Origin of the sequence: Bradyrhizobium sp. USDA 4541 (genome assembly GCF_024171085.1) — a bacterium.
GTDB classification, from domain to species: domain Bacteria; phylum Pseudomonadota; class Alphaproteobacteria; order Rhizobiales; family Xanthobacteraceae; genus Bradyrhizobium; species Bradyrhizobium australafricanum.
This window is the reverse complement of record NZ_JALJZF010000001.1, coordinates 7,593,321-7,606,284: the sequence shown is the minus strand read 5'-3', so window position 1 is coordinate 7,606,284 and position 12,964 is coordinate 7,593,321. Positions and strand designations below refer to the sequence as shown.

Genomic DNA, 12,964 nt, shown 5'->3' with positions numbered 1-12,964 from the left:
GGGCGGAGGTTATCGGCGGAGAGAGCGGGCGGGAAGGGCCAGTTCGCGGAGCGAACGGTTCCGCAGTGCCTATTGTCCCGACGGCGTGCGCAGGCCGTGCCAGGCGTCGCGCACCTGATGGTAGTGCACCTCGGGCAGATAATCCGGCGTCTTCAGGTTCAGCGTCTTGACGTCGAGGCGCCCGGTCGCGCTGAGCAGCGTGTAGGAGGCGATCACGCGGTCGCGCTGCGCACCGATCAGCCGTGCTCGCGCGGTGATCAGATCCTGCTGCGCGTTGAGCACGTCGACCGTGGTGCGCTGGCCGCCCGCGGCTTCTTTCTGCACGCCAGCCAGCGCAACCTCCGCGGCCTTCATCTCGGACTCGGAAGCCGACACCGCGATCTTGGCGCCCTCATTGGCGACCCACGCGCTGACCACGGCGGTCTTGGCCTGATTGCGGACCTGATCCAGCACCAGCCGGCTCTGCGCCGCGACTTCCTTGGTCTGCCGGGTCTGCGATGCGGCGGTGCCGCCGTCATAGATCGGCTGCGTCACCTGACCGATCACCGAGGCTTGATCGGTGCCGAAGCTGCCGAGCGTGGTGTCGGTGTCGCGGCTGCGGCTGACGCTGCCCTGCACGGAGACATTCGGCATCAGGCTGCTCTCGGCGACGCGGATCGAGGTCGAGGCAACGTCGACGTCAAAGCCTGCCGCGGTGACGGCGGGATGCTCGCGGAGCGAGAGCGCGATCGCATCCTCGCGGCTGCGCGGCAACAGCCGGTCGATGGTCTCGGCCGGGCGCAACTGGGATGGTGCGTTGCCGACCACCTGCGCATAGGTGGCCTGGCTGATCGCGTAATTGACCTCGGCGGCGTTGAGATCGGCAAGGCCGCGGTTGAGCCGCGCCTCGGCCTGGGCGGTATCGGTCGGCGTCACGTCGCCGGCATTAAGGCGCCGTTCGGTGATTGCCCGGGTCTCCTTCAGGAAGGCGACGTTGGCGCGCTGCGCCTCGACCAGGGTCTGGTTGGCCAGGACGTTGGTGTAGGCGGTGACCGCGTCGAGCAGCACACCCTGGCCGACATTGCGCAACGCCTCGCGGCCGGACTGCACCTGCAACTCGGCGACGCGGACGCTGTTGGCGGTCTTGAAGCCGTTGAACAGGGTCTGCGTCACCGTGACGCCGATCTGCCACGGCTTCAGCGTTGCGGTCTGGATCACATTGCCGGGCAGCTGGTCGCGCACCGCTTGCAGACCAACCGACAGGCCGGCGATGATCTGGGGACGGTAGCCGGCCAGCGCCTGCGGCACGTTCTCGTCGGTCGCACGCTGGCGCGCCCGCTCGGCGTTGAGTTGCGGATTGGTCTGATACGCCTTGACCAGGGCGTCCGGCAGGCTCTCGGCGCGTGCCGCGGTCTCCGTCAGCAGCGCACATGCCAGCGCGCCAAGGCCGATGCCCGACAAAAGCACGCGCCTCGCTACGTCGCCGACCCTCGCGGCACGCTCAACCATGTGATCCCGCAAACCAAAACTCCGGCAGTGCGCCCCCGCCGACGCCGCCGACACATCTACCTGTTTACGGGGCGGTGCCGCCACAGACAAACCGCCGCGCGACATCTGCACATCATTTCAGTTCTTGTCTGTTGCCGGTTCGTCACAGGCGCACGTATCGGTCATATGAAGTATAAGTTTGAACCGCCGGCCGTCGATTCAACGATGCCGGTTATCCACCGTCTCGTCCGGGTCCATTGCTGATGCCGATATTCTTCTCCGACCCCGAGGCGATCGCGGAGCACATCATTCGTGACGTCGGAACCGAACTGGTGGTCGGGCTGCCGCTCGGCCTCGGCAAGGCCAACCACATCGTCAACGCGCTGTATGCGCGAGCAGTGGCCGACCGCTCCATCAACCTGACGCTGTTCTCCGCGCTGACGCTGGAAAAGCCGAAGCCGAAGAGCCTGCTCGAACGGCGCTTCATCGGACCGGTGATCGATCGCCTGTTCGGCGGCTATCCAGATCTCGCCTACGCGGATGCGCTGCATCACGGCGCACTTCCGCCCAACATCAAGGTGATCGAGTTCTTCTTCCTCGCGGGGCAGTGGCTGCACCAGCCATTCGCGCAACAGCACTACATTTCCGCCAACTACACCCATGCGGCGTCATATTTGTTGTCGCGCGGACTGAATGTCGTGCCTCAGCTCGTTGCCAAGCGCATGGTCGACGGCGTGCCGCGCTACAGCCTGAGCTGCAACACCGACACCACGCTCGACGTGCTGAGCGCCCGTGCGCAGGGGCGGGCGTCGTTCAAGCTGATCGGCCAGGTCAATTCCGAGCTGCCCTTCATGCCCGGCGCCGGCGACCTGCCGGCGGATGAATTCGCCGCGGTGCTCGACAGTCCCGAGACCGATTTCCCGCTGTTCGCGCCGCCGTCCGAGCCGATCAGCGACACCAAATATGCGATCGGCTTGCACGCCGCCGGTCTGGTCCGCGACGGCGGCACGTTGCAGATCGGCATCGGGCAGGTCGGCGACGCGCTGGCGCAGGGGCTCGTGGTCCGCCATCGCGACAACGCCCAATTCCACGGCATCATGCAGCGCCTTGCGCCCGGTACCGGGCAACTCGCCGCGGCCGAGACCGGGTCGTTCGAAAAGGGTCTCTACGGCGTCAGCGAGATGCTGTTCGAGGCGTTCCTCGGGTTGATCGACGCCGGCATCCTCAAGCGCGAGGTCGGCGGCGTGATCCTGCACGGCGCATTCTTCCTGGGCCCGCCATCATTCTACCGGGCGCTGCGCGAGATGGCACCGGAGCAGCTGGCGCGAATCCAGATGATGCCGGTTTCCTTCACCAACGAGATCTTCGGCGACGAGGACGGCAAGCGTCGCGCCCGGGTCGATGCGCGCTTCGTCAACAATGCGATGATGGCGACGCTGCTCGGCGCTGCGATCTCGGACGGTCTCGAGAACGGCCAGGTCGTGAGCGGGGTCGGCGGTCAGTACAATTTTGTGGCGCAAGCATTCGCGCTCGAGGGCGCACGTTCTGTGCTGGCGCTGGAGGCGACCCGTCAGTCCGGCAAGCAAGCGCAGTCGAACATCCGCTGGTCCTATGGACATGAGACCATCCCGCGGCATCTGCGCGATGTCTTTGTCACGGAATATGGCGTTGCCGACGTCAGGGGGAAATCCGATGCCGACGTGATCGCCGCGATGCTGCAGGTCTCGGACTCCCGCTTCCAGGGCGAATTGATGCGGCGGGCAAAGGATGCCGGCAAGCTGCAACGCAGCTACGAGATTCCTGCGGCGCATCGCGAAAATTATCCCGAGCGCATCGGCGATGCGCTGAGGCCCGCGCGCGATGCCGGGCTGCTGCCGTCATTCCCGTTCGGCAGCGACTTCACCGATGTCGAGCAGCGGTTGATTCCGGCCTTGCAGATCTTGCAGCAGGCGCAGCACACGCCGCTGCAACTCGCCGGCCTGCTGTGGCAGGGCATGCGGCATCCGCCCGATGCCGCCGACCGCGAATGCCTGGCGCGGCTCGGTCTCGACAAGCCGACGCATTTCGCCCAGCGCGCCTATCGCGCGCTCGTCACCGCGGCCTTGCAACGGAGCCGAATGGCTAAAGCGCGATGAGATCATCGCGCCTTAGCCTGTTGTCTGAGCATGGTCTTGTCCGGAAAACCGCTTCGCACTTTTCCGGATCATGCTTTAGCGGTTCTTGTTGACCGGCTTGCGCTTCTCGATGAACGCCGCCATGCCCTCGGAGCGATCCTCGAGCGCGAAGGTCGAGTGGAACAGGTTGCGCTCGACATTCATGCCCTCCGCGAGCGGCGTCTCGAACGCGCGGTTGACGGCTTCCTTTGCCATCGCGGCGGCCGGACGCGACATCGAGGCGATCTTCTCGGCTGCCGCGAGCGCCTCCTCGAGCAGCTTGTCGGCCGACACGATCCGCGACACGAGGCCCGAGCGCTCGGCTTCCGCCGCATCCATCATCCGCCCGGTCAGGCAGAGGTCCATCGCCTTCGACTTACCGATCGCACGGGTCAGGCGCTGCGTGCCGCCGATGCCGGGAATGGTGCCGAGGGTGATTTCCGGCTGGCCGAACTTGGCGGTGTCGGCGGCGATGATGATGTCGCACATCATCGCGAGCTCGCAGCCGCCGCCGAGCGCATAACCCGCGACCGCGGCAATGGTCGGCTTGCGGCAACGGGCGACGCGGTCGCCGCCGATGGCGGTGAAATCGCTGTTGAACATGTCGATGAAGCCTTTCGGCTGCATCTCCTTGATGTCGGCGCCGGCCGCGAAGGCCTTCTCGCTGCCGGTGATCAGGATACAGCCGATCTTGTCGTCGGCCTCGAGATCGTCGACCGCCGCGGCGATCTCGCGGAACACGCCGAACGAGAGCGCATTCAGCATTTTCGGCCGGTTCAGCGTGATGACGCCGACTGGTCCCTTGCTTTCGACAATGATGAATTCGAACGTAGCCATGGACGCAAACCCCGTGCCTGATTTGCCGGGCAATGTGCCCGCTGACGGGATGCGCTTCAAGTGGCTGAAACGAGGCTTTGGGCTGCGGTGCGGCGCCCCCCGCGCCGCACCGCAGGTGCCTCCGCTAGGCCATGAACATGCGCGCGGCGGAGGCCACCGTGAGCAAAGCGCCGAACCCGATGAAGATCTTCCCGATCAGCGAGGTCTGGTCCCAGCTCGCGCTGTCGCTGCTCGCCAGAACCGGGGCCGGCTTGGGTGCAGCCACGGCAACCGTCGGCGGCGGCGCCGGCGATGCCTCCTGTTGAGCGGTCTGCGGCTGGGCCGGCTGCGGCTGTTCCGCCGGCTGCTCCTGCTGCAGGGCTCGGTCGACCTCGTTGAGCTGGTCGGATGCGACCACATTACCGTCGGACTGGTCTGCGGGCTTGTCGGCCGCGGCAATCAACACATTGGCTTTCACCGGCGTCGCCGCTGCATTGTCGTCGCCGGAGGTCAGCTCCGCATTGGCGTTGGCGACGGTGGCGGGAATGCCTGCCGAGGTGACCCTGCCGGCGTCGTTATTGGTGGCCTTCTTGCTGTCGGATTTGTCGGCGGTCTTGTCAGCGGTCCTGGAGGACCGGTGGCGTGCCGAGCGCCGGCCATGCCGCGAACTCTGCTCGGCAGACTTGTCGGTCGTTGCGCTGTCGGATTTCGATGCCGATGCGTCCGATCCGGCCGCATGCGCCGGCAACGGAGCCGCGAGACACACAAGAAGCCCTGTCAGTCCTGTCGCAACCATCAATGCCAAGCGCCCGCTGGCTTTGATCTTCATTTTGATGATCTCCCCATGTCGCCCGCCCAAGGGCGAAAAGAGACCCCGCTGCGTGTCCACACCGGGGCAGAAAAAGGGAATCTTCGGGCATCCGGGGGCAAAAGCTGGGCAATTTCTTCCCAGTGGCCCATCGACGGCAGCAGCACCGATGCTTGTCGGACCGATCGGTGTTATGAGCCGTGACGTCTGGAAACCCGCCGGAGCGATTCTTTGAGGCCGATCCTCGGCGCGGTCTTGCTGGAGGATAGAGATCACGAATTCGTGATCGTCTGGCATGCCGCGTAACGAACTGAAAGATCGGCCGAATTGCAATTCAGGAGCCTGCGTGCGCGAACGTGAGGATGAATGGACCGGCCTGATGCGGTCGGCCATTTCAGGCGATGATGCGGCGTACCATCGCCTGCTCAAGGCCATCACGCCGGTACTCCGTGCTGCGGCGCGCCGCGGCCTGGCGCGCGCGGGACAACCGGTCGATCAGTCCGAGGACATCGTGCAGGACATCTTGTTGGCGGTACATTTGAAGCGACAGACCTGGGACACCAGCGCGGCGTTCGCGCCGTGGCTGTTCGCGATCGCGCGCAACAAGCTGATCGACGCGCTGCGCCGCCGCGGCAAGCGGATCTTCGTCAACATCGATGATTTCGCCGAGACGCTGCCCGGGGAAACGCCGGAACCGACGGCCTCGCCGGGCGAGGTGAGCGCCCAGTTGCAGGCTTTGCCTGCGCGGCAGCGCGAGGTGCTGCAATCGATTGCGGTCGACAGCGCCTCGATCAAGGACACCGCGGCGAAATTCTCGATGACCGAGGGCGCGGTGCGAGTCGCGCTGCATCGCGGGCTTGCGAGCCTCACTGCGAAATTACGGGATCGATGAGCATGGACACCGATCAACTCATTCGAACCCTGGCCGCCGACAATGCCTATCGCGCGCGTCCGATCGGTCTTGCGCTGATGCTGGCACTACTGGCGGCGGCGCCGGTCTCGCTCCTGATCTTCTTCGCCGAACTCGGCGTGCGGCCCGACGTGATGATCGCGATGCACAATCCGTTCTTCGACCTGAAATTCGCCGTGACGCTGGCGCTTGCCGCCTCGGCGATCGCGGTCAGCCTGCATCTGTCGCGCCCGGAGGCTTCGCTGCGCGGCTTCGGCTGGTGGCTGCTGATTCCCGCCGGCATCCTCGTCGCCGCCATCAGCGGCGAGATGATGATGCCGCAGCGGACGCCGATGATGACGCGGCTGATCGGCAAGAATTCGATGGCCTGCATGACCGCGATCCCCGCGATGTCGCTGCCGCTGCTGGTCGGCGCGCTGTACGGGCTGCGGCAGGGCGCGCCGGCGCGGCCGGCGGTCGCGGGTGCGATAGCCGGCCTGCTCTCGGCGGGGCTCGCGGCAACCGTCTACGCGTCGCACTGCACGGATGACTCGCCGCTGTTCGTCGCCACCTGGTACACGCTGGCGACCGCGATCGTTGCGAGCGTCGGCGCACTGATGGGAAACCGGGCGCTACGCTACTAGGCCGCTGGCGCGGACTGCTGCATGCGATGGAAGCGCAGCACCTGCTGCGCGGTCGACGGCCGCAGCCGCTCATAGGTGTCCTTGCAGGCCTGCAGATCGGTCGGCTCGCCGCCCGAGATGTCGTCGCGCAGGTTGATGATCGCCCGCACCGTCGACCATGACAGGCCCGAGACCTTGGCCAGGATCATGACACCCTCGGCGCGGGTTTCGATCATCATGTTCTCGGCGACGCTGACCGAGACGTTGGCGAGTGCGGCGAGCGAGGCGTTGGTCTCGTCGAACTTGCCGGCCTCGGCGAAGGCTGCGAGCTGGAATTCGTCGAGCCGGCCATCCTGGTAGAGCGACTTGACCAAGGCATGCGCGATCGTGGTGTTCGGCGTCACGGCGGCCGGCGCCGAGCGCGCGCGCCGCGTCGCTTCCTTCACCGCGATCGGAATCTCCTTGGCCTGCTGCGGATTGGCAGCCTCAAGCCGCTGCCTGACCGCGTCCGAGGCCTTGGCGACCAGCTTGAGATAGAGATGCCGCGGGATGTTCGGGCGCAGGCCGACGCAGGTCGACAGGTTGTCGTCGCCCTCGGCGCGGCTGACCAGGCGGGTGAAGCCGCGCTCGGTGAATTCCGCGCCGGGATTGTTGACCGCGCTCTGGATCACCTCGTCATTGCCGCGCAGCACCAGCACGTCGGTGACGGCGCCGCTCAGCGTCTTGCGGTTCGAGATTGCGAGCAGATGCGCCTGGCTCTTGCTGCGCGCCGTTTCGATCAGGGTGTCGTCGTCGAGCCGCGGCGACAGCGTCAGCACGGGGCCCGCGACCTCGATCAGGTCGTCGAAGGCAAGGGTGCGGATGGTCTGCGGCGGTGCGGTGTCGATCGGGGCGAGGCGGTCGGCGAGTAACGCCTTGGCCGAGTTTTCGATGTGCTCGAGCAGGCATTGGAAAACATCGTCGAACAGCACGATCTGCTCGTTGGAATAGTTCACCGAGCCGTTGATGAAGAGGTCGGTCACGCGGCGCAGCGTCTCGACGCGGCGTGCGACGGTGCCGTGCGCGAGCGTCGTCTGCAGCTCGTCGAGCAGACTTTCGGGGGCGGTCTCGGGCTTCAAACTCATGACTCTATCCTGGAGCGGTGGCGACGGCTTCTCCGGCGCCGAAGAGGGAAATGGATTTCAGGCGCTGGCGATGCGGTTGCGTCCCCTGGCCTTGGCTGCGTAAAGCGCGCCATCGGCGCGGGCGAGCAATGTGTCAGAGTTTTCGCGCGGCTTGAGCGTCGTGACGCCTGCGGAGATCGTCACCCGCATGCCGGGCGAGAATGCGCTCCAGTCGAGATCGGCGATGATCGCGCGCAGCCGTTCGAGCGCGCGCATCGCCTGATCCTGCGACAGGTCGGGCAGCACCAGCAAGAATTCCTCGCCGCCGTAACGGCCGAAGCGATCGACGCTGCGGAGGTTGGCGAACATGCCGATGGCGAAGGTGCGCAGCGCCTCGTCGCCGATCGGATGGCCGTAGACGTCGTTGATGCGCTTGAAATGGTCGAGGTCGATCAGCGCGACCGCGCAGGAGCTGCCGTTGCGCGCGCAGCGCGCGATCTCCTCCTCGAGCGTGCGCATGATGCTGCGGCGATTGGAGGCGCCGGTCAGTTCATCGAGCTCCGCGAGCTCCTCGATGCGCCGATAGGCCTCCTTCAGCTTCAGTCCGCTCTGGTACAGCGATTGCTGCATCGAACTGGAGAAGATGCCGAGGCACATGCAGCGCCCGATCGTCAGCGCGAACACCAGCATGGTGGCGAGGCGATCGATCCGGGTCGCGGTCGGCATCCCGATCGCCTTGTCGGTGCCGAGGAACAGCGCGGCGAGGCCCAGCACCATGACGGTCCAGACGATCGCGGTCTGCCGCGCCGAGGTGCGCAGCGCGCCGAAGCCGAACACCACGAACAGGTTGCAGAGAAACAGCACGCCGACTTCCGGCGCGATGTAGGTGAACACCAGCAGGTTCACCATGTTGATCGCCGATTGCGGCGCGACCAGATAGTGGTCGCGGAAGCGCTCGTGAAAGCCGCGCTCGGAGAGCACCACATAGACGGCGACCAAAGACAGACCGGTCAGCGCGTAGGCGGCCGCCACCCAAGCCGACGTGGTGCCGTCGTGCGCGTAGATCAGCAACACTACGGCGTCGAGCACGAAGCAGGCCGCGATCATCGACTGGATCTGGCGGCGCTGCTTGGCCCGGCGCGCCAGGCGCTCGGCCGTCAGCCTGGGACGGCCGCTTTCCGATGCGCCCGCGATCGGGCTGGGAAGTGACGACGCAGCGCTGCCCATGGTCTCGCCATTGGTGAAATCCGGCAAAAATCTACGTGGGAAAGCCTTTAGGTTTGGTATCTTTTGGAACCGAATCTACCCCGGTGTAACCCGGTCATCGCCCTTGTTTCGTAAGGGGAATCCGTTCGCAGAGGCGAGGCGGGAGCAATGTGCGGCAAGCCTGCGCCGTGGCGGACTGCGTGACGGTGCTGGCGTGCCGATAAAGCCTTGGTATGGTCGCGCCGGATGGTGCCTGTCCGCGAGAGTTTTAACTACTATGATACCGTTTATCGAGTCTCGGCTGATTTTTCCTCATTGGAAGCGCCGACTGTGGCATAGATCACACATGCAGTGCGGACATTGCCGTAATGTGAAGAATCTTGGCTCTCGCGTCGAACCACGCACCGCCCCCTTCAGACCAACTTTGCGAGACGGGCATTGAGCGCGACACAGGCGGCTTCAGACGACGTTCTGATCGCTCGGATCGCTCAAGGCGACCGGCTTGCCATGCAGGTGCTGTACGGGCGGCACCATGTCAGGGTGTACCGCTTCGGGCTTCGGCTCGTGCGGGACGAGCAGGTGGCGGAAGATCTCATCAGCGAGGTCTTCCTGGACGTGTGGCGTCAGGCGGGCAAGTTTGAGGGACGATCCGCCGTTTCGACCTGGCTTCTGGCGATTACCCGGTTCAAGGCGTTGTCTTCGCTGCGGCGAAGGAAGGACGCCGAGCTGGACGATGAGGCCGCGAACGCGATCGAGGACACGTCCGACGATCCGGAAACGGTGGTGCAGAAGAAGGACACCGGTGACACGCTGCGTAGGTGCCTGACGGGACTATCGGCGGAACATCGGGAAATTGTCGATCTTGTCTACTATCACGAGAAATCCGTGGAAGACGTCGCTGAGATCGTGGGGATTCCGGAGAATACCGTGAAGACGCGCCTGTTCTATGCGCGCAAGAAACTTGCCGCGTTGCTGAAGGCAGCCGGTGTCGAGCGAGGTTGGCCATGATGGCTGCGAGAACAAAGGTGCAAGAGCCTGACGATATCGAGATGCTGCTGCCCTGGCACGCGGCCGGCACGCTGAACGCGCGTGACACGCGCCGCGTCGAGGACGCGCTTGCGAGCGATCCGGAGCTCGCTCGGCAATATGCCGTCATTCGCGAGGAATATGCCGAGACCATCGGCCTCAACGAGAGCCTCGGTGCGCCCTCGGCGCGCGCGATGCAGAAGCTGTTCGCCGCGATCGATGCCGAGCCGGAGCACAAGCCGTCGATGGGCGCGCGCATGTCGGCCTCTGTCTCGGAGTTCTTTTCGAAATTGTCGCCGCGGACGCTGGCGTGGTCGTCCGGCCTCGGTGCGGTCGTGGTGTTGTTGCAGGCGGGTGTGATCGGCGCGGTGCTGATGCGCAGCCAGCCGGCCTTGTTCCAGACGGCGTCGCTCGATGTCGCCGAGCGCAGTGCGCCGGTCGCGCCCAGTGCGCCGATCACGCGCGACCTTGGCGCCAGCGTGGCGGCGACGCCGACCCGGCTGCTGGTGCGCTTCACACCCGATGCCAGGGTCGCCGACATCACGTCGCTGCTCGACAATTACCAGGCCTCGATCCTCGACGGGAAGGGCGGGATGTTCCGGCTGCAGTTCCGCGCAATGGACAAGAGCAGCGTCGCTGCGCTGATTGCGCGTTTGCAGAAGGAGAAGATCGTCAGCCTCGCGGTCGAAACGCCGTAATCGGCGGCTGACGGTTCTGCGCCGAGTTGAGGTCACCATGGCCGCCAACGGCCGGACCAGATCGACGAACCACGCGATCGCCGCAGCCACAGCATTGTTGCTGGTCTGTGTTGCCGGCTCCGCCTCCGCCCAGAATTTCATGCGATCGCCGACCGGTGGCGGCGCGCCCCAGGTCTCGCCCGGGTTGCGGGCCAATCCCGGCATCGGAAAGCTTGGTGGCAATCCCGCCGGCGGGTTCGGCGGCCCAGTTGGCCGCATGCCGCCGCTATCGGTGGACCGTGGCCCGGCCACGTCGTGGACCGACGATGGGCCGCGACCGCGCGTGCCGCCCCCTGTGCGCCCCGCGCCCCGTCTCTCCGCTAATTGCGATGACGGCGATCGAGGCCAATGTTCCGACCGGCCGGTCGCCGGCAACGGCGGCAAGGGCGCAACGCGGAAGGGCAGGGCCGGCGGTGGCGGCAGTTTGCGTGCACAGGATGCGTCGAGCGTGCGAACCGTGCCAAATGAGCTCGTGGCCGAAATCGACGGTGCATTGACGGAGGCGGAAGCAGATGCACTCGCACGCCGTCATGGGTTGAGGCGGATCGCCTCGCAGAATGTCGCGCTGCTGGGTGCGACGATCGGCCTGTTCCGCATCCTGGGCAATCGTTCGGCCGAAACGGCGAGCCGCGAGCTCGCAAGCGATGCCGGCGTCCGCTCCGTTCAGCCCAACTACCGTTACGCGCTGCAGGACCAGAAGGCGTCGGGCGGCAGCGATCCGGCGCAATATGCCCAGACACAGCTGCATCTGCCCGCGGCTCACAAGCTGGCGCGCGGGATGAATGTCACCATTGCCGTGATCGACTCTGGCGTCGACGCCGCCCATCCGGAATTGGCGAACACGGTCGCCGATACGTTCGATGCGCTCGGCAGCAAGGATGCTCCAAACGCCCACGGCACCGCCATTGCCGGCGCGATTGCGGCGCGTGTCAGGCTCACGGGGAGCGCGCCGGAAGTGCGGATCCTGGCGATCCGCGCCTTCGGTGCGGTCGCGGGCGGCGCCGGGAGCACTTCCTATGTGATCCTCAGGAGCCTCGACTACGCGGTGGCGCATGGCGCGCAGATCGTGAACATGAGCTTCGCCGGACCGCAGGACGCACTTGTCGGACGCGCCGTGGCAGCCGCCGCGGCACGGGACGTCGTGCTGGTCGCCGCGGCCGGCAATGCCGGTCCGACATCGCCGCCGCTGTATCCGGCCGCCCATCCCGATGTGATCGCGGTGAGTGGCACCGATGCCGGCGACCGGCTGATGGCGGCCTCGAACCGCGGCAGCCATATCGCGCTGGCGGCCCCGGGCGCCGACCTCCTCGCGCCGGTGCCCGATGGCAAATACCAGCTGATGTCGGGCACCTCGTTTTCGGCCGCGTTCGTCAGCGGCATCGCGGCCTTGGTGCTGGAACGCAATCCGGCATTGAAGCCCGCCGAGGTGCGACGGGTCCTGGCCAGCACGGCGCGCGATCTCGGGACACCTGGACGTGACGATCTGTTCGGTGCAGGGGAAGCGGATGCGCTTGCCGCGGTGATGGCGGCCACCAGTGCTCCCGTTGCCTCTGCCGCGGACAAACCGTCGCATCCTGCACAGCAGGCCGACGGCAATAACACTTCCGTGAGCCGCACGTCGAATGAACCCGCGCCGTCGATCGCATCGGAGGATTCCGCTGCAAATCGCCGTGCTGCGCAGTGATTTTCGACGCCGAACGCCGGCAACGGTGCGATGGAACCGCGGCGCGAGAAGGTTAAAAAAATCGCCGGCGATTTGAACGTCCGCCTTCCTCTCACGACTTATGTGTGTGGGAGCGGTTTATCCCTCCCCGGCTATATCAGGCGCGAGCGCCCATCCACCCCAAGCGCCCATATGGCTTTGACCCGTCCGGTTGTCCCCCCGGACGGGTCTTTCATTTTGGGGGTCCCTTGTGTGACGGACTCGACGGTGCGCGGCGCGATGGCGCCGACCGATCGCAACGGGATGGGCAAACGCGCGACGGCTGCGACGGTTTGCTGTGGATCATTCCGCCCCAGGAGCGGTGCGCATCGCCACCACGGCAAGTCGATGACTTGAGGCAGTTCGAGCGAGAAACTCCGTAGTAGAGCGGACTTCTTCGATCGCCCGTTCGCGACTAAGAATTTAGTTAGACT

General features: G+C 65.8%; 11 protein-coding genes. 6 read left to right on the top strand and 5 right to left on the bottom strand.

What is annotated here, in order from left to right; genetic code table 11:
* Nucleotides 1-69 precede the first annotated feature (69 nt).
* Nucleotides 70-1,488, bottom strand: coding sequence for a TolC family outer membrane protein (locus J2R80_RS36660; protein WP_143271176.1), 1,419 nt, complete (start codon nt 1,486-1,488; stop codon nt 70-72).
* A gap of 242 nt (nt 1,489-1,730) precedes the next feature.
* Here J2R80_RS36660 and J2R80_RS36655 point away from each other — a divergent pair, with 242 nt between their 5' ends.
* Nucleotides 1,731-3,602: an acetyl-CoA hydrolase/transferase C-terminal domain-containing protein gene (locus tag J2R80_RS36655; protein WP_253640288.1), complete on the top strand. Its 1,872-nt coding sequence runs from the start codon at nt 1,731-1,733 to the stop codon at nt 3,600-3,602.
* Nucleotides 3,603-3,677: 75 nt separating this feature from the next.
* On the opposite strand, the gene J2R80_RS36650 is transcribed toward J2R80_RS36655, so the two are convergent.
* Together J2R80_RS36650 and J2R80_RS36645 are read right to left on the bottom strand one after the other, a co-directional pair.
* Nucleotides 3,678-4,457 (bottom strand): enoyl-CoA hydratase, encoded by a 780-nt coding sequence (locus J2R80_RS36650; protein WP_253640287.1) that lies wholly within the window; start codon nt 4,455-4,457, stop codon nt 3,678-3,680.
* A gap of 124 nt (nt 4,458-4,581) precedes the next feature.
* The gene (locus J2R80_RS36645; RefSeq protein WP_225641783.1) at nt 4,582-5,541 is read right to left on the bottom strand and encodes a hypothetical protein; all 960 of its coding nucleotides are present in this window, start codon (nt 5,539-5,541) and stop codon (nt 4,582-4,584) included.
* 49 nt (nt 5,542-5,590) lie between these two features.
* Between J2R80_RS36645 and J2R80_RS36640 the strand changes: the two genes are divergently transcribed.
* Nucleotides 5,591-6,136, top strand: coding sequence for a sigma-70 family RNA polymerase sigma factor (locus tag J2R80_RS36640; protein WP_076833573.1), 546 nt, complete (start codon nt 5,591-5,593; stop codon nt 6,134-6,136).
* Nucleotides 6,137-6,138: 2 nt separating this feature from the next.
* Complete coding sequence (locus J2R80_RS36635; RefSeq protein WP_076833110.1) at nt 6,139-6,777, top strand: NrsF family protein; 639 nt, start codon at nt 6,139-6,141, stop codon at nt 6,775-6,777.
* Here the strand turns inward: J2R80_RS36635 and J2R80_RS36630 are convergent.
* Both J2R80_RS36630 and J2R80_RS36625 read right to left on the bottom strand, forming a co-directional pair.
* Nucleotides 6,774-7,880 carry a DUF2336 domain-containing protein gene (locus tag J2R80_RS36630; protein WP_076833113.1) on the bottom strand — a complete coding sequence of 369 codons (1,107 nt, stop codon included), beginning with the start codon at nt 7,878-7,880 and terminating at the stop codon, nt 6,774-6,776. The genes J2R80_RS36635 and J2R80_RS36630 overlap by 4 nt on opposite strands.
* Before the next feature lie 57 nt (nt 7,881-7,937).
* Entirely contained in the window at nt 7,938-9,086 is a 1,149-nt protein-coding gene (locus J2R80_RS36625; protein ID WP_253587391.1) for a GGDEF domain-containing protein, read from the bottom strand.
* Nucleotides 9,087-9,503: 417 nt separating this feature from the next.
* On the opposite strand from J2R80_RS36625, the gene J2R80_RS36620 reads away from it, so the two are divergent.
* The 3 genes from J2R80_RS36620 to J2R80_RS36610 are packed head-to-tail and all read left to right on the top strand — an operon-like array spanning nt 9,504 to nt 12,512.
* Entirely contained in the window at nt 9,504-10,073 is a 570-nt protein-coding gene (locus J2R80_RS36620; RefSeq protein ID WP_253640286.1) for a sigma-70 family RNA polymerase sigma factor, read from the top strand.
* Complete coding sequence (locus J2R80_RS36615; RefSeq protein WP_050387103.1) at nt 10,070-10,789, top strand: hypothetical protein; 720 nt, start codon at nt 10,070-10,072, stop codon at nt 10,787-10,789. The genes J2R80_RS36620 and J2R80_RS36615 overlap by 4 nt, the downstream gene beginning before the upstream one ends.
* A gap of 37 nt (nt 10,790-10,826) precedes the next feature.
* On the top strand, nt 10,827-12,512 hold the full coding sequence (locus J2R80_RS36610; RefSeq protein WP_253640285.1) for a S8 family serine peptidase: 1,686 nt from the start codon (nt 10,827-10,829) through the stop codon (nt 12,510-12,512).
* Nucleotides 12,513-12,964 lie beyond the last annotated feature (452 nt).